The organism is Paroceanicella profunda (assembly GCF_005887635.2).
GTDB classification, from domain to species: Bacteria; Pseudomonadota; Alphaproteobacteria; order Rhodobacterales; family Rhodobacteraceae; genus Paroceanicella; species Paroceanicella profunda.
This window is the reverse complement of the sequence record NZ_CP040818.1, coordinates 2,959,742-2,975,719: the sequence shown is the minus strand read 5'-3', so window position 1 is coordinate 2,975,719 and position 15,978 is coordinate 2,959,742. Positions and strand designations below refer to the sequence as shown.

Annotated in this window: 15 protein-coding genes and 1 pseudogene; 3 read left to right on the top strand and 13 right to left on the bottom strand. The window is 70.4% G+C overall.

Annotation, left to right across the window (positions count from 1 at the left end):
• Positions 1-618 precede the first annotated feature (618 nt).
• The 3 genes from FDP22_RS13350 to FDP22_RS13340 are packed head-to-tail and all read right to left on the bottom strand — an operon-like array spanning position 619 to position 3,628.
• Positions 619-2,175, bottom strand: coding sequence for an AMP-binding protein (locus tag FDP22_RS13350; RefSeq protein ID WP_239031774.1), 1,557 nt, complete (start codon positions 2,173-2,175; stop codon positions 619-621).
• Positions 2,176-2,186: 11 nt separating this feature from the next.
• Positions 2,187-2,699, bottom strand: coding sequence for an aromatic-ring-hydroxylating dioxygenase subunit beta (locus FDP22_RS13345; RefSeq protein WP_138574353.1), 513 nt, complete (start codon positions 2,697-2,699; stop codon positions 2,187-2,189).
• Positions 2,696-3,628 carry an RHO alpha subunit C-terminal catalytic domain-containing protein gene (locus tag FDP22_RS13340; RefSeq protein WP_239031773.1) on the bottom strand — a complete coding sequence of 311 codons (933 nt, stop codon included), beginning with the start codon at positions 3,626-3,628 and terminating at the stop codon, positions 2,696-2,698. The genes FDP22_RS13345 and FDP22_RS13340 overlap by 4 nt, the downstream gene beginning before the upstream one ends.
• 348 nt (positions 3,629-3,976) lie before the next feature.
• On the opposite strand from FDP22_RS13340, the gene surE reads away from it, so the two are divergent.
• On the top strand, positions 3,977-4,762 hold the full coding sequence (surE, locus tag FDP22_RS13330) for a 5'/3'-nucleotidase SurE (protein ID WP_138574367.1): 786 nt from the start codon (positions 3,977-3,979) through the stop codon (positions 4,760-4,762).
• A gap of 10 nt (positions 4,763-4,772) precedes the next feature.
• Entirely contained in the window at positions 4,773-5,126 is a 354-nt protein-coding gene (locus FDP22_RS13325; RefSeq protein ID WP_239031772.1) for an ester cyclase, read from the top strand.
• A 223-nt stretch (positions 5,127-5,349) separates the two neighbouring features.
• On the opposite strand, the gene FDP22_RS25170 is transcribed toward FDP22_RS13325, so the two are convergent.
• From FDP22_RS25170 to FDP22_RS13285, 9 genes and pseudogenes are all read right to left on the bottom strand, one after another.
• Entirely contained in the window at positions 5,350-5,673 is a 324-nt protein-coding gene (locus tag FDP22_RS25170; RefSeq protein ID WP_277884135.1) for an SDR family NAD(P)-dependent oxidoreductase, read from the bottom strand.
• Between the two features lie 217 nt (positions 5,674-5,890).
• Positions 5,891-6,001 (bottom strand): annotated as a pseudogene (locus tag FDP22_RS25165) (hypothetical protein); the annotation flags it as partial.
• Positions 6,002-6,060: 59 nt separating this feature from the next.
• Positions 6,061-6,846, bottom strand: coding sequence for a cyclase family protein (locus FDP22_RS13315; RefSeq protein WP_138574361.1), 786 nt, complete (start codon positions 6,844-6,846; stop codon positions 6,061-6,063).
• Complete coding sequence (locus FDP22_RS13310; protein ID WP_138574359.1) at positions 6,843-8,087, bottom strand: SDR family NAD(P)-dependent oxidoreductase; 1,245 nt, start codon at positions 8,085-8,087, stop codon at positions 6,843-6,845. The genes FDP22_RS13315 and FDP22_RS13310 overlap by 4 nt, the downstream gene beginning before the upstream one ends.
• Positions 8,084-9,256, bottom strand: a complete 1,173-nt coding sequence (locus tag FDP22_RS13305; RefSeq protein ID WP_138574357.1) for a thiolase family protein — start codon at positions 9,254-9,256, stop codon at positions 8,084-8,086. Before FDP22_RS13305 ends, FDP22_RS13310 begins: the two co-directional genes overlap by 4 nt.
• Complete coding sequence (locus tag FDP22_RS13300) at positions 9,253-10,887, bottom strand: AMP-binding protein (RefSeq protein WP_138574355.1); 1,635 nt, start codon at positions 10,885-10,887, stop codon at positions 9,253-9,255. The genes FDP22_RS13305 and FDP22_RS13300 overlap by 4 nt, the downstream gene beginning before the upstream one ends.
• Before the next feature lie 11 nt (positions 10,888-10,898).
• A complete protein-coding gene (locus FDP22_RS13295) occupies positions 10,899-11,411 on the bottom strand; it encodes an aromatic-ring-hydroxylating dioxygenase subunit beta (protein WP_138574353.1) in 513 nt (170 codons plus the stop codon).
• Positions 11,408-12,754 (bottom strand): aromatic ring-hydroxylating dioxygenase subunit alpha, encoded by a 1,347-nt coding sequence (locus FDP22_RS13290; protein ID WP_138574351.1) that lies wholly within the window; start codon positions 12,752-12,754, stop codon positions 11,408-11,410. The genes FDP22_RS13295 and FDP22_RS13290 overlap by 4 nt, the downstream gene beginning before the upstream one ends.
• Before the next feature lie 14 nt (positions 12,755-12,768).
• Positions 12,769-13,707 (bottom strand): PDR/VanB family oxidoreductase, encoded by a 939-nt coding sequence (locus FDP22_RS13285; RefSeq protein WP_138574349.1) that lies wholly within the window; start codon positions 13,705-13,707, stop codon positions 12,769-12,771.
• Between the two features lie 135 nt (positions 13,708-13,842).
• Between FDP22_RS13285 and FDP22_RS13280 the strand changes: the two genes are divergently transcribed.
• Complete coding sequence (locus FDP22_RS13280) at positions 13,843-14,352, top strand: MarR family winged helix-turn-helix transcriptional regulator (RefSeq protein ID WP_239031770.1); 510 nt, start codon at positions 13,843-13,845, stop codon at positions 14,350-14,352.
• Positions 14,353-14,426: 74 nt separating this feature from the next.
• Here FDP22_RS13280 and FDP22_RS13275 read toward each other — a convergent pair whose 3' ends face one another.
• Positions 14,427-15,977, bottom strand: coding sequence for an indolepyruvate oxidoreductase subunit beta family protein (locus FDP22_RS13275; protein ID WP_138574347.1), 1,551 nt, complete (start codon positions 15,975-15,977; stop codon positions 14,427-14,429).
• Between the last annotated feature and the right edge of the window lies 1 nt (position 15,978).

The following is a 15,978-nucleotide window of genomic DNA, read 5'->3' as shown; positions in this document are numbered from 1 at the left end:
GGTGAGCGCGTTGGCGCGCTGCGCCACGCAGATGCGGCCGAAATCCTCCCGCGTGGCACCGTAGCGGCGCATGTAGCCGTCCGTCAGCAGGGCGAAGCTCGCATTCGGCCCGCCGGCGCCATAGGGGTAGGACGCCTCCATCGCGAAGCGCGAGAAGGCGCCGAGCAGGCTGCGGAAACTGTCGATGTGATTGGTGTCGCCCGCCACGCAGGCGACGATCTCCGCGTCCCCCGCCTGCACCGCGCGGGCCGCGCGCCGCGCCGCGATCACCCCGGAGGCGCCACCCATCGGGATGTGCTCCAGGAAGCGCGGGCACAGGCCGAGATGCTGGGTGAGGCCCACCGCCGTGTCCGGCGCGAGCGAGAAGGAGGAGACGGTGAAGCCGTCGATGTCGGAGGGGGCGATGCCCGCCCCCTTCACCAGGCCGCGCAGCGCCGCGGCCACCCACCAGTGCGCGCTCTCCTGTGAGTAGCGCACGTAGGGCACGGACACGGGACGGCGATGACCACATCCTCGTAGCTGCGGACGGAGCGTGCGCTCATGCCGCCGCGTCGCGTTTCTTGAGGGCGCGGGTGTCATGCGCCTGCCCGCTTTCCACCAGCTCCGCCGCGAGGGTTTTCAGCACCCCGCGCTGGATCTTGGAGGTGGCGGTGAGCGGCAGTTCCCGGCGAAGGCGGTCCAGCCCGGGGCCTTGTAATAGGCGAGCCGGGTGAGGCACCAGCGGGTGATCTGCTCGGCAAGCTCCGCGCTGCCCGCATAGCCCTCGGCCGGCACGATCAGCGCCATCACCTCGTCGCCGCGCACCGCGTCGGGCACCGCCGCCACGGCCACGGAGCGGATGGCGGGATGGGCGACGAGCGCGCTCTCTACCTCCACCGCGGCGATGTTCTCGCCCGAGCGGCGGATCACGTTCTTGCGCCGGTCGACGAAGAAGAAATCCCCCTCCGCGTCCTGCCGCACGATGTCCCCGGTGTGGAACCAGCCGCCGGCCCAGGCCTCGGCCGTGGCCTCGGAGTTTTTGAGGTACTCGCGGAAGAAGCCCATGCCGGGGCGCGGGCCGGAGCGGCGGATGAGCAGCTCGCCCGGCTCGTCGACATCGGCCTCCGAGCCGTCCTCGCGGATCACCTTGGTCTCCACCCCCTCCCAGGGGCGGCCGATGCAGGCGCGGCCGGGCACGCGGTCCGGCCGGCCGTCGGTGATGGAGCCGGAGACACCCACCTCCGTCATCGCCCAGCCTTCGATGAGCGGCACGCCGAAGCGCTCCTGGAAGGGCGCGTGCAGCGTGGGGTCGATGCCGGCGCCGAAGCCGAAGCGCGCGCCATGCTCCGCGTCCGCCGGGTTCTCCGGCAGGCCCATGAGGATGTAGGGCATCACGCCGAGGTAGTGGAAGCAGGTGGAACGGTTCTCGCGCACGCTCTGCCACCAGGTGCGGGGGTGGAAGCGGTCGAGCACGGTGAGGCAGCCGCCCACGGTGATCATCGCCATCAGCGAGACCGCGAGCGCGTTCATGTGGAACACCGGCAGGGGGGTGAGCATGCGCTCCGCCGGCTCCTCGCGCACGGCGGAGAGGCCGCCCACGTCGCGGTACCACTCGCCGCCGCAGACGAGGAAATACTCGTTGGGCAGCACGCAGCCCTTGGGCTGGCCGGTGGTGCCGGAGGTGTAGAGCAGCGCGGCCTCGCTCTCCGAGGAGGGCGTGGCCGCCGCCTTCGCCGGCCCGAAGGCGGGGATGGGCTCATCCGGCCCGATCACCGGAAGGGCGATGTCCATGGCCGCGGCGGCGCTGCGCAGGTCGTCCTGGCGCTCGGGCACGGCCACGGCCAGCTTCATCTCCGAGTGCGAGATGAGGTATTCCAGCTCGGCCGCCCGCAGGTCCGGGTTGATCGGCACCATGGAGATGCCCGCGCCGTTCATCGCGATGAAATGCAACACGAACTCCGGGCGGTTGAGCAGCAGCAGCCCCACCCGGTCCACCCCGCCGTCGCCGCCGAGGCCTGCGTCGAGGTAAGCCTGGGTGAGTGTTGCCACCTTCGCGGCCGCCTCGGCATAGGTGATCTCGCCCGGCGCGATGCCATAGGCGGCCGCGGTCTCCGGCAGGACGTTGAGGAAAGGGCGGTCCGGATGGCGGGCAGCGGTTTCCGCCAGCCGGACGGCGACGGTCTCGTCGGTTCGCATTCTCTCTCGCCTCACATGAAGAGCTGGATATTGCCGAAGGGCGCGTCGAAGTTCAGCAGGTCCACCCGCTTGAGCGCGATCTTCAGCGCCCCCTCCTCCACCCGGATCTCGTGCTTCGCCCAGCCGGCGAAGAACTCCTTCTCGTCGCCGCGCGTCTCCACGTAATGGAACGAGGTCCAGGTGCGGAACAGGTTCGCGGCCGGGTTCATCTCATCCACCTGCGGGGCCTGCAGCAGGTGCTGGGAGCGGCTCTTGGGCTTCTGGGAGAAGGTGCGCGCCCCGGCCAGCCGCTCCACGCGGATGCGCAGCAGCAGCATGTCCTCGTACATCAGCGAGGCCTGCAGGCGGGGGTCGGTCTGCTGCCATTCGGCGGGCATCCAGTAATGCGCGTCCTGCGCGTAGAGCTTCAGCCAGTCCTCGTAAGCCAGCTCGTCGAGCAGCCGCGCCTCGCGGTAGATGAAGGCGGTGAGGTCGGCCTCGGTCACCGTGTCGGGCGTGAGGCGGGTCAGGGTGTCGGTGGTCATTCTGCGGCCTCCACGCGGGCGGGCTCTGCCATGTCCAGGGTCATGTAATGCACCCAGGCGGCGAACTGGTTGCGCATCTGGCGCTCCGATGTGCCGTTGGCGGTTTCGGTCACGTCATGGCGCTCGCCCGGCTCGTAGAGGCGCTGGACGTTCACCCATTCCAACGCGTCGGAGGCCAGGCCCTTCTGCGCGCGCTCATAGACCTCCAGATCGTCATGGCCGACGATGGAGGTGGGCGCGTTGATCAGCCGGTTGTACATCAGCGTGCGCTCGAACAGCATGTCCGGCGCGCCGACCAGGCGGAAGGTGTAGCTCTCCACCAGCGTCCTGTCCGCGGCGAGGGGCCGGAACACGCGCATGGTCTGGATCGGGCCCTTGATCATGATGTGCGGGAAGTAGACCGTGTTGTGCCGGTTCTCGCCCAAGATGGCGCGGGCGCGCTCCTCGCCATAGGCCTCGACCATCTGGTCGAAATAGCCCGGCACGGCGGAGTAATCGGCGTGGATGGACGTGGTCACCCCGGTGTGGCCGTGGCCATGCGGCCAGACGCGGATGCCCATGCCCTCGAAGAACTCGTAGGGCGCCATGAAGGGCGCGTAGACCTCCACCGCCATCGGCTTCGGCCCGCCCTTGGCCTGCTCCTTCTCCCAGACGGAGACGGCCGTGCCGGCGGAGCTTTCATGCGCCACCATCGGGTGGCAGGTGTCGGTCTGGTTCTCGACCAGCATCTTCCAGTTGCAGTTGTGCATGTAGCGCAGCGGCGCGCCTTCCAGCACCAGTTTCCCTTCCGGCGAGCGGTCGATCATGTTGTCGATGGAGGAGAGGCTGTCGCCGAAGAACGCCTCGAAGCTCTCGCCCGTGTCGTTGAGCCGGGCGAAGATGAACTCCCGGTAGATCTTCACATTGGCCACGGGGGCGAGGCCCTTCACCGCGTCGGTGTTCTCCAGCCCGGTGTTCTCGTAGCCCTTCTTCAGCGGGATGGCGAGCAGGTTGCCATTCGTCCTGAACGACCAGGCGTGATAGGGGCAGCGGAAGAAATTTCCCGTGTTGCCACAGGCTTCCCCGGCAGGGCTCGAACCTGCAACCTCGGACTTAGAAGGTCCTTGCTCTATCCAGTTGAGCTACGGGGCCGGAAGCGCTGCGCGCCGGGCGCGGCTGGGGCATCGAAGGCTGCTTACAGGACCGGTCCGGCTTTGCAAAGTGCCTGTTTGCCCCGCGGACTGGACGCGCTCCGCCCCGCCCCCTAAGACGGCAAGGCAGCCCAGAAGGAGCAGGACATGCGCATTCTCATCACCAATGACGACGGAATCTCGGCCCCCGGGCTGGAGGCGGCGGAAGCCATCGCGCATGAGCTGGCCGGGCCCGACGGGGAGGTCTGGGTCGTCGCCCCGGCCTTCGAGCAATCCGGCGTCGGGCATTGCGTGTCCTACATCCGCCCCATGCGGCTGGAGCCGCTCGGGCCGCGCCGCCATGCCGTGGAGGGGTCGCCGGCGGATTGCGTGATGGCCGGGCTCTACGAGGTGATGGCCGATTGCCAGCCGGACCTCGTGCTTTCCGGCGTGAACAGGGGCCACAACGTGGCCGAGGACACGCTCTATTCCGGCACCATCGGCGGAGCGATGGAGGCCGCGCTGCAGGGGCGCCGCGCCATTGCGATGTCGCAGTATTTCGGGCCGGAGAACCGCCACCTGGAGGACCCGTTCGCGGCCGCGCGCGCGCATGGCGCCCGGGTGATCCGCCAGATCCTCGCCGCGGACATCTGGGAGGAAACCCGCTACGGCGTGTTCTACAACATCAATTTCCCGCCCTGCCCGGCCGGGGATGTCCGGGGCGTGAAGGCCACCCGCCAGGGCCACCGCGCCTCCGCCACCTTCGGGGTGGAGCGGCAGGTGGCGCCGAACGGGCGCACCTACCTGTGGCTCACCCACGGCCATGACAACGCGAGCTCCGCGCCCGGCACCGACGCGCGCGAGGCTCTCGAGGGCCACATCACCGTCACGCCCCTGCGCGCCGATCTCACCGCACATGACCTGGTGGACCGGCTGTCGCCGGCGCTGAGCTGAGGCGGCCGGCATGGACCCGGCGGCCCTCACCGCGCTCTACCACGGCTACATCGCCTGCCTGAATGCGCGGGACTGGGCGCGGCTGGGGGAGTACGTCGGCGACTCGGTGCGCCATAACGGCCGGCCGCTGGGCCTCGCCGGCTATCGGGCCATGCTGGAGGGAGATGTCGCGACGATCCCGGACCTGCGCTTCGAGGTCCGCCTGCTGGCGGCCGATCCGCCTGTCGTGGCGGCCCGGCTCTGGTTCGACTGCCACCCGAAGGCGGGGTTCCTCGGCCTGCCCGTGAACGGCCGGCGGGTGTGCTTCGCGGAAAACGTGTTTACACCGTCACGCAGGAGCGGGTGTCCGAGGTGTGGTCCCTGATCGACCGCGAGGCCGTTGTGGACCAGCTGCGCGGCGACGCCTGAGCCCTCCGCCCCCGCGCGACGACGGTCATGCGCCCCTCGGGGCACGAGATCCACGCCCCCGGGGTTTACATGCGGCGTTCGGGCGTTCCGCCGGGAGGGCTGAGGGGGAAGCGCCCCGAGGGAGGGGGAGCCGGCCGAGGCCCCGCCGCGGCGCGATGGCCGGGCGCGCCGCCCCTGCGTCAGAGCGACAGGCCGCCGAGGCTGCCCCCGCCGCAGACGAACAGCACCTGTCCGGTGACGAAGCCTGCCGCCGGGTCCGCGAAGAACTGCACGGCGCGGGTCACGTCTTCCGAGGTGCCCAGCCGGCGCACGGGGAGTTGCTCGCCGATGCGCTTCTCGCGCTCGGAACCCTTGTCCACGATGCCCCAGAAATTGTCGGTGAGGATCGGGCCGGGCGCCACGGTGTTCACGGTGATGCCGTCGGGCCCGAGCTCCAGCGCCCAGGTGCGCATCATGCCGTGCACGCCGGCCTTGGTGGCCGAGTAGGCGCTGCGCGTGGGCACGCCCATCGCGGCGCGCGAGGTGACGAAGACGATGCGGCCGAACTTCGCCGCATCTCCGGCAGCACCGCCTGGGTGAGCACCAGAGGGGCTGCGAGGTGGAGCTGGGTGAGGGCGGCGAGCTCTTCCGGCTTCGCGTCCCCACCAGATTGGGATAGATCAGCCCGGCGTTGTGGACCACATGGCTCACGCCCCGGCCCTTCAGCCCCTCGGCCACTTCGGCGACCGCGGCGGGGTCCAGCAGGTCGACGGAGATCTGGTCGAACTCCGGGTGCTCCCAGCCGGCGCGGCGGCGGGCCAGGCCGATCACCTTCCAGCCCTTGTCGAGCATCTCGCGCGCCAGAACCTCGCCGATGCCCGAGCTGGTGCCGGTGATGAGAACGGTATGGGTCATGACCCCTCCTTGGGAACAAGTGCCAGCACGCGCAGCGGGCTGCCGGAGCCCCCCGCGATCTTCAGCGGCGGGGCGATGAGCATCGCGCCCTTCGGCGGCAGGCGATCGAGCCCGGCGAGGCATTGCAGGCCCAGCTTGCCCGCGCCGTGCAGCAGCGAATGCGCCGGGTACGGCGGCGAGAGATGCGCGCCCTGGCCTGCGTCGGTGCCCACGGTCTCGGTGCCGAAGCCGATGATGCCGCGCGCGAGCAGCGCCTCGATGGCCGAGGCGTCCGGGCCCGGCGAATGCGCGCCGTCGGCCTCCAGCCCCACATAGGCGGGGCTGCCGGCCTTCTTCGCCCAGTCGGTGCGCATCAGCACCCAGGCGCCGGGCGGGATCGCGCCGTGCTCCGCCTCCCAGGCCGCCACGTGATCGGCGGTCATGATGAAGTCCCGGTCCTCGGTGGAGGGGCCGGACATGTCGAGCACGCAGACCGGGGCCACCAGCCGCTCCGGGCCCACGGCGTCCACCGTGCCGCCGGGCTGGTTGCGCCCGGTCACCCAATGGGCGGGGGCGTCGAAATGCGTGCCGGTGTGCTCGGACATGGAGATGTTGTTCCAGTACCAGGCCGGGCCGCGGGCGTCGTAGCGGCTCACCTCCTCGATGCGGAAGGGCGCGCATTGCCCGAACTCGGGCGGCAGCACGATCACCGGGAAATCCGGGGTGAGCGCATGGGTGAGGTCCACCACCTCCACCGCGCCGCTGGCGAGCGCGAGGGCAAGGTCTCCGAGAACGCCGGTCATCGCTGCAACTCCCTCTCGAGCACCTTCGGGTCGGCGCGGAACCGGGCGAAGACGTCCTGCGCCACGTCGCCCACGAAACTCTCCTCGATGCCCTCGCACAGCGCCGCCACCACCGCGGCGGCCACGGCGCGGGGCGCGAGCTTCGGCGGTGGCACCGCCTGGTGCCAGTCATCGTCCATCGGCCCGGCGAAGACGCTCATCACCCGGATGCCGCCCTCGCGCATCTCCGCGCGCAGCCCCTGCAGCACCGAGAGCCGGGCCGCGGCGGAGGCCGAGTGCATGCCGTAGACATTCCAGTTCGACAGCGCCTGCACCGGGGTGACATCCATGAGGGCGACCGCGTTGTTCAGCCCGTCGTTCGCCCGGCCCAGCAGTGCCGGCCCGAACACCTGCGCGAGGCGCTGGAGGCCGAAGACATTGGTCTCGAACGCCTCCTGCGCCAGGGCCACGCTCTGGCCCATCACGCTGCCGGGGCGCACGTGATCGGCCGTGTTCACCACGATGTCGGTCTTGCCCCCGATGGCGCCGGCGAGATCGACGACCGAGCGCGTGTCCGTGAGGTCCAGCGGCACGATGTCGATGCCCGCCTCTGCCTCCAGCCGGTCACGCCCGGGCAGCGGCTTCCAGCCCTCGGCCACGCCGAGGAACACCTTCGCGGCCCCGGCCTTCAGCAGGGCGCGGGCCAGCTCCTGGCCCAGGGCGCTGCGCCCGTCGGTGACCAGAACCCGGCGGTGGCGCGGATGGGCGGTGAGGGTGCGCAGGGCGGGGTCCTCGTCCATGAGCGGGGTCTCCTGTTCCGGCAGGGCCATCATCAGCGGCGTGCCGGCAAGGTCGAGCCGGGCGATCATCCGCACCCGCGCGCCGGTGGCCACGTCCCGGTGCAGGTTCGCGGTCACCACCGGGCCGCAGTCGAGCTTCACAGTGCCCACGCGCCAGGGCCCGCGATCACGGTAGAACAGCTCATGCGTCACGCGGACGGTGGTCTGCGCGATCACCTCGCCGCCCACGGGCGCCGGGGTGAAGGGGATGTCGGCCGAGAGGCAGTGCGGGCAGGCGTCGCGCGGCGGCCAGAGGCGGGCCGCGCACTCCGTGCACTCCTGCAGGGCGAAGGTGCCGCGCGCGGCATGGGCGGCGAAGCACAGCCCGGCGCGACTGGGCATGCCCGGCGGGCGATGCGCCAGCCGGGTGACGGCCGTCGGGTCCTTGCGCGGCGGCGGGGCCAGGGGGGTGCGCTCGGTCATGCGGCCTCCAGAACGGCGGCGGCGGTGCACACCCCGCGGTCGTAATTCACCATGCCGAAGCCGGAGACGAGGGCGCGCCGCGCGCCCGGCACCGGGGCTGCGAGATTCTGCCCCGTCACCTGGCGCAGTGCCTCCACGAAGCCGATGAAGCCCCCCGCCGCCCCCGCCTGCCCGGCCGAGAGCTGGCCGCCGCAGGTGTTGTGCGGCAGCGTGCCTGCGTTGGTGAGGTCATGGCCGCGCAGGAATTCCGGCGCCTCGCCCTTGGCGCAGAGGCCGAGGTCCTCGACCTGCATCATCACGATCACCGGGTAGTCGTCATAGGTCTGGACGAGATCCACCTGGTCCGGCCGGCAGCCGGCGGCAGACCAGAGATCGGCCACGTCCCGCTCCCAGCCGCCGCGCAGTTGCAGCGGGTCCTCCGGGAAGGCATTGTGGCGCTCGATGGCGCCCGAGAGCCGGGCATAGGCGAGGCCACGCTCCTTCGCCGTCTCCTCGCGCATCACCAGGAAGGCCTCGGCGCCGGCCACCGGCATCACGCAGTCGAACAGGTGCACCGGGTCGGCGATGGGCCGGGCGGCCATGTACTGCTCCAGCGTGAGCGGCTTCTTCATGATGGCCTGCGGATAGGTGAGCGCGTTGGCGCGCTGCGCCACGCAGATGCGGCCGAAATCCTCCCGCGTGGCACCGTAGCGGCGCATGTAGCCGTCCGTCAGCAGGGCGAAGCTCGCATTCGGCCCGCCGGCGCCATAGGGGTAGGACGCCTCCATCGCGAAGCGCGAGAAGGCGCCGAGCAGGCTGCGGAAACTGTCGATGTGATTGGTGTCGCCCGCCACGCAGGCGACGATCTCCGCGTCCCCCGCCTGCACCGCGCGGGCCGCGCGCCGCGCCGCGATCACCCCGGAGGCGCCACCCATCGGGATGTGCTCCAGGAAGCGCGGGCACAGGCCGAGATGCTGGGTGAGGCCCACCGCCGTGTCCGGCGCGAGCGAGAAGGAGGAGACGGTGAAGCCGTCGATGTCGGAGGGGGCGATGCCCGCCCCCTTCACCAGGCCGCGCAGCGCCGCGGCCACCCACCAGTGCGCGCTCTCCTGTGAGTAGCGCACGTAGGGCACGGACACGGGGACGGCGATGACCACATCCTCGTAGCTGCGGACGGAGCGTGCGCTCATGCCGCCGCGTCGCGTTTCTTGAGGGCGCGGGTGTCATGCGCCTGCCCGCTTTCCACCAGCTCCGCCGCGAGGGTTTTCAGCACCCCGCGCTGGATCTTGGAGGTGGCGGTGAGCGGCAGTTCCCCGGCGAAGGCGGTCCAGCCCGGGGCCTTGTAATAGGCGAGCCGGGTGAGGCACCAGCGGGTGATCTGCTCGGCAAGCTCCGCGCTGCCCGCATAGCCCTCGGCCGGCACGATCAGCGCCATCACCTCGTCGCCGCGCACCGCGTCGGGCACCGCCGCCACGGCCACGGAGCGGATGGCGGGATGGGCGACGAGCGCGCTCTCTACCTCCACCGCGGCGATGTTCTCGCCCGAGCGGCGGATCACGTTCTTGCGCCGGTCGACGAAGAAGAAATCCCCCTCCGCGTCCTGCCGCACGATGTCCCCGGTGTGGAACCAGCCGCCGGCCCAGGCCTCGGCCGTGGCCTCGGAGTTTTTGAGGTACTCGCGGAAGAAGCCCATGCCGGGGCGCGGGCCGGAGCGGCGGATGAGCAGCTCGCCCGGCTCGTCGACATCGGCCTCCGAGCCGTCCTCGCGGATCACCTTGGTCTCCACCCCCTCCCAGGGGCGGCCGATGCAGGCGCGGCCGGGCACGCGGTCCGGCCGGCCGTCGGTGATGGAGCCGGAGACACCCACCTCCGTCATCGCCCAGCCTTCGATGAGCGGCACGCCGAAGCGCTCCTGGAAGGGCGCGTGCAGCGTGGGGTCGATGCCGGCGCCGAAGCCGAAGCGCGCGCCATGCTCCGCGTCCGCCGGGTTCTCCGGCAGGCCCATGAGGATGTAGGGCATCACGCCGAGGTAGTGGAAGCAGGTGGAACGGTTCTCGCGCACGCTCTGCCACCAGGTGCGGGGGTGGAAGCGGTCGAGCACGGTGAGGCAGCCGCCCACGGTGATCATCGCCATCAGCGAGACCGCGAGCGCGTTCATGTGGAACACCGGCAGGGGGGTGAGCATGCGCTCCGCCGGCTCCTCGCGCACGGCGGAGAGGCCGCCCACGTCGCGGTACCACTCGCCGCAGACGAGGAAATACTCGTTGGGCAGCACGCAGCCCTTGGGCTGGCCGGTGGTGCCGGAGGTGTAGAGCAGCGCGGCCTCGCTCTCCGAGGAGGGCGTGGCCGCCGCCTTCGCCGGCCCGAAGGCGGGGATGGGCTCATCCGGCCCGATCACCGGAAGGGCGATGTCCATGGCCGCGGCGGCGCTGCGCAGGTCGTCCTGGCGCTCGGGCACGGCCACGGCCAGCTTCATCTCCGAGTGCGAGATGAGGTATTCCAGCTCGGCCGCCCGCAGGTCCGGGTTGATCGGCACCATGGAGATGCCCGCGCCGTTCATCGCGATGAAATGCAACACGAACTCCGGGCGGTTGAGCAGCAGCAGCCCCACCCGGTCCACCCCGCCGTCGCCGCCGAGGCCTGCGTCGAGGTAAGCCTGGGTGAGTGTTGCCACCTTCGCGGCCGCCTCGGCATAGGTGATCTCGCCCGGCGCGATGCCATAGGCGGCCGCGGTCTCCGGCAGGACGTTGAGGAAAGGGCGGTCCGGATGGCGGGCAGCGGTTTCCGCCAGCCGGACGGCGACGGTCTCGTCGGTTCGCATTCTCTCTCGCCTCACATGAAGAGCTGGATATTGCCGAAGGGCGCGTCGAAGTTCAGCAGGTCCACCCGCTTGAGCGCGATCTTCAGCGCCCCCTCCTCCACCCGGATCTCGTGCTTCGCCCAGCCGGCGAAGAACTCCTTCTCGTCGCCGCGCGTCTCCACGTAATGGAACGAGGTCCAGGTGCGGAACAGGTTCGCGGCCGGGTTCATCTCATCCACCTGCGGGGCCTGCAGCAGGTGCTGGGAGCGGCTCTTGGGCTTCTGGGAGAAGGTGCGCGCCCCGGCCAGCCGCTCCACGCGGATGCGCAGCAGCAGCATGTCCTCGTACATCAGCGAGGCCTGCAGGCGGGGGTCGGTCTGCTGCCATTCGGCGGGCATCCAGTAATGCGCGTCCTGCGCGTAGAGCTTCAGCCAGTCCTCGTAAGCCAGCTCGTCGAGCAGCCGCGCCTCGCGGTAGATGAAGGCGGTGAGGTCGGCCTCGGTCACCGTGTCGGGCGTGAGGCGGGTCAGGGTGTCGGTGGTCATTCTGCGGCCTCCACGCGGGCGGGCTCTGCCATGTCCAGGGTCATGTAATGCACCCAGGCGGCGAACTGGTTGCGCATCTGGCGCTCCGATGTGCCGTTGGCGGTTTCGGTCACGTCATGGCGCTCGCCCGGCTCGTAGAGGCGCTGGACGTTCACCCATTCCAACGCGTCGGAGGCCAGGCCCTTCTGCGCGCGCTCATAGACCTCCAGATCGTCATGGCCGACGATGGAGGTGGGCGCGTTGATCAGCCGGTTGTACATCAGCGTGCGCTCGAACAGCATGTCCGGCGCGCCGACCAGGCGGAAGGTGTAGCTCTCCACCAGCGTCCTGTCCGCGGCGAGGGGCCGGAACACGCGCATGGTCTGGATCGGGCCCTTGATCATGATGTGCGGGAAGTAGACCGTGTTGTGCCGGTTCTCGCCCAAGATGGCGCGGGCGCGCTCCTCGCCATAGGCCTCGACCATCTGGTCGAAATAGCCCGGCACGGCGGAGTAATCGGCGTGGATGGACGTGGTCACCCCGGTGTGGCCGTGGCCATGCGGCCAGACGCGGATGCCCATGCCCTCGAAGAACTCGTAGGGCGCCATGAAGGGCGCGTAGACCTCCACCGCCATCGGCTTCGGCCCGCCCTTGGCCTGCTCCTTCTCCCAGACGGAGACGGCCGTGCCGGCGGAGCTTTCATGCGCCACCATCGGGTGGCAGGTGTCGGTCTGGTTCTCGACCAGCATCTTCCAGTTGCAGTTGTGCATGTAGCGCAGCGGCGCGCCTTCCAGCACCAGTTTCCCTTCCGGCGAGCGGTCGATCATGTTGTCGATGGAGGAGAGGCTGTCGCCGAAGAACGCCTCGAAGCTCTCGCCCGTGTCGTTGAGCCGGGCGAAGATGAACTCCCGGTAGATCTTCACATTGGCCACGGGGGCGAGGCCCTTCACCGCGTCGGTGTTCTCCAGCCCGGTGTTCTCGTAGCCCTTCTTCAGCGGGATGGCGAGCAGGTTGCCATTCGTCCTGAACGACCAGGCGTGATAGGGGCAGCGGAAGAATTTCCCCGTGTTGCCACAGGCTTCGGAGGCGATCTTCACTCCCTTGTGCGGGCAGCGGTTGTAGAGCACATGCACCGACATGTCCGTGTGGCGCACCACGAGCACCGGCTGGTCGCCGATCTCGGTGGTGATGTAGTCGCCCTTTTCGGGGATCTGGCTCGCGTGGCCCACGTAGACCCAGGTGTTGGCGAAGAGATGCTTCATCTCCAGCGCGAAGACCTCCGGGCTGGTGTACACGTCGCGGTGCACTTCCTCGGGGTGGACGAGGGCCCGGATCGCGTCGGGATTGCTGGCGTATTTGCTCACGTTCTAACTCCCTGTCAGAGGTCGAGGACCAGTCGCGGGCTTCTGGAGCGCGACACGCAGATCTGGATGACGGAATTGGACTCGCGCTCCGCCTCGGAGAGCACGACATCGCGGTGGTCGGGGATGCCCTCCAGCACGTCGACCTGGCAGATGCCGCAGTCCCCGCGCTGGCAATCATAGACGACGTCGATCCCTGCGTCCTCCAGGGCCTCGATGATGCTCTGGCCCGGGTTCACGGTGACCACGGGCCCGTCGCGCCCGGCCTGCACCTCGAAGGGCGCGTCGCCCGCCTGGTCCGCCGGCTCGGCGGTGAAGAGTTCAAAGCGCACGGGCGCATCGCCGGCGGCGGCCCGCACCGCCTCGATCATGCCCTTGGGCCCGCAGACGTGGATTTCCGCGCCCGATGCGGCCGCGGCGGCCACCGTCTCGGCCAGCGGCACGGCGCCGGCATCGTCGTAATGCACCCGCAGGCGCGGGCCGCAGAGCGCGGTCAGCTCGGCGAGGAAGGCGAGATGGCCCTCCGCGCGGCCGTAGTAGTCCAGCACATAATCGCGCCCCGCCGCCTCCAGCGCCGCGGCCATGGAGAGGATCGGCGTGATGCCGATGCCGCCCGCGACCAGGTGCACCGGCCCGTCGCCGAGGGCGAAGTGATTCTGCGGCGCGGTGAGGGTGAGCGTGTCGCCCTCCTTCAGCCCGTGCATGTGGGTGGAGCCGCCGGTGCTGTTCTCCTCCAGCAGCACGCCCAGCACGTAGTGCCGGCCGTCGCGCCACTGCGGCAGGTCGACCAGCGAATAGGCCCGGTCGCCGCCGCCGGGCAACGACACCCGCACATGCGCCCCCGCCTCGAACCCGGGCAGCGGAGCATCGCTCGCCGCCTCGAGCACCACGGACCGGATGCGCGGCGTCTCCTCGCGGATTTCGCGGACCCTCATGGTCAGGCTGGTCACTGGCATCTCTCCTGCTGGCTCATGTTTCATGAATTTTCATGCATTCTTGACAGCGATTCCCTCTCTGTCAATGTGATTTCGAAAATCCGCGACAGGGCGCCGGCGCTTGTGTAGACAGGCCCTGAGACGAGGGGGACACGTTTGACGACCGATGCCGACCAGCCCGAGACCGCCCGCCTTGCCGGCGATGCCGCCACCCTGCCCGGCGCGCTCCCGGAGCCGCAGGGGCCGCTGAGCCCGGGTTTCACCGACGATTACCTGCTCTACCTGCTTGCCGCCGCCAGCGCGCGGGCCAGCGCCGGGTTCCACACCCTGCTGGCCGCGCAGGGGCTGCGGGTGCCGGAGTGGCGCATCCTTGCCTGTCTCGCCTCGCGCGAGGGGCTGAAGGTGACCGAGCTGGCCCAGCAGACGCTGTTCGACCAGCCACGCCTCACCAAGACGCTCAACATCATGGAGCGCGCCGGGCTGGTGCGCCGGCGCTCCGACCCCTCGGACCGCCGGCTGGCGCTGGTCACGCTCACCGCGGAGGGGCGCGCGCGCGTCGCCCCCCTGCTGCAGCAGGCCCGGGACCATGAGGCGCAGGTGCTCGCGCGCTTCCCCGCCGCGGACCGCACCCGGCTGAAGGCGCTGCTCATCGCCCTTGCCGGCTGAGCGCCGGGCGGCGCGTCCGCCCCGCGCCTGTCGCCACGGGGCCGGTCGGATCGGCGCGCGCACCTGCCTCTCCCTCAGGCGAAGGAGGCGACGGTCTTGAGCGCGCCGTCCAGCTGCACGCCCTTCTCGTCCTTCAGGGCGGCCTCGCGCAGGCGGCGCAGCCAGTCCGCGGCATCGTCCCGGCCGCGCAGCATGTCGAGCGCGCCGATCACCCGGGCGTACTTGGACTGCCCGCGCACATGGGTGTCGGAGTAGCCCTTGATGAGCCGGCGGCAGTTCAGGATCTCCACCGCCAGCGCATAGTCCGACGCCACGGTGGCGAGGGCGAGCGCGTACCACTCCTCCAGATGCGCGCGCTCCACGCGGTGGCGCAGCAGGCGGCGGCGCACCGGGCGCAGACCGCCGACCAGCCACAGCATGGCGAAGCCGCGCGCGCTGTCGGTGCGGATGCGCCGGCCCTTGTTCAGCCGCCGGTCCACCCAGGCGAAGAGCTTCGGGCGCTTCTCGATGGCAGCACCGAGGAAGGCGGGCAGCGTGCCGCAGAATTCCTCCGCCCTTGGGTGGAAATACTCGGTGAGCTGGAGCACGTTCTCCTCGCGCACGCCCACCTCCTTGCGCACCCGGGCGAAGCGGTGCGCGCGGGTCTTGAGGTCGGCCACGCGGATGATGTCGTCGTAGCACATGGCGTTGGCGAGGTGCTTGGCCGCGGCGAAGGAGAGCGCGTGGTCCCGCGCGGCCGGCTCCAGCGCCAGGGCCTTGTCCAGCCGGTCCAGGTATTCCGCGCCATAGGCGAGGTCCTGGAAATCGACCACCTTGCGCAGGCCGCGCAGGGCGATTTCGGCCACCGGCGCGGGCATGGCCTGCACCCGGGCCTCCAGCGCCTGCCATTTCTTCAGCATGGCCTCCGGGCCGCGGATGGCGGGCAGCGCGGCCGGTGCGTCCACGGCCACCATCTCGATCACGTCGCCGCTCTCGTCGCGGCGCATGGCGCGCTCATAGGCCAGGGTGAAGGCGCGCAGGCTCGCCTCCACGCCGCGGCCGGAGGCGCGGATCACCTCCTCGTAGCCCTCGCGCGCGAAGGGAAGCGCGCCCGAGCCGGCAAGCGCGCCGAGCAGCGAGGCGGAGATGACCGAGCCCGCCTGCACCGCCATCGTCTCCATGTCGAAGGCCACCAGGCGTTTCGCGGCCAGCGAGCAGGCGGTGAGCACCTCCTCGCTGTTCGCACGCCCGTCGCCGGGCTCGATCTTCTCCGACACCGCGGCGATGCGGTGCGAGGAGGCGATGAGCGTGGTGCGGTCCGGCGTCACGAAGCCGCGCATCACCGAACGCCCGGCCTCCATCAGTTCGGCCGAGATCAGGATGTCCACGTCCCCCTCCGAGGGGCTGAGCGAGAACACCGGCAGCCGGTCCGTGTGCCTGGTCATCTCCACGTAGTAGATCGTGGCACCCGTGCGCTGTGCGACGCCCGCCACCGAGGTGGACTGGGCGACATAGCCGTTCGCCTCCGCCACGGCCACGATCCAGTCCGTCAGCACGCCGCCGCCCTGCCCGCCCACGGCGAGACAGGCGAGCTTGAGGATGCGGTTCGCCTCCGCGTCCGCGGGGATATCAACCTGCATGTTCATG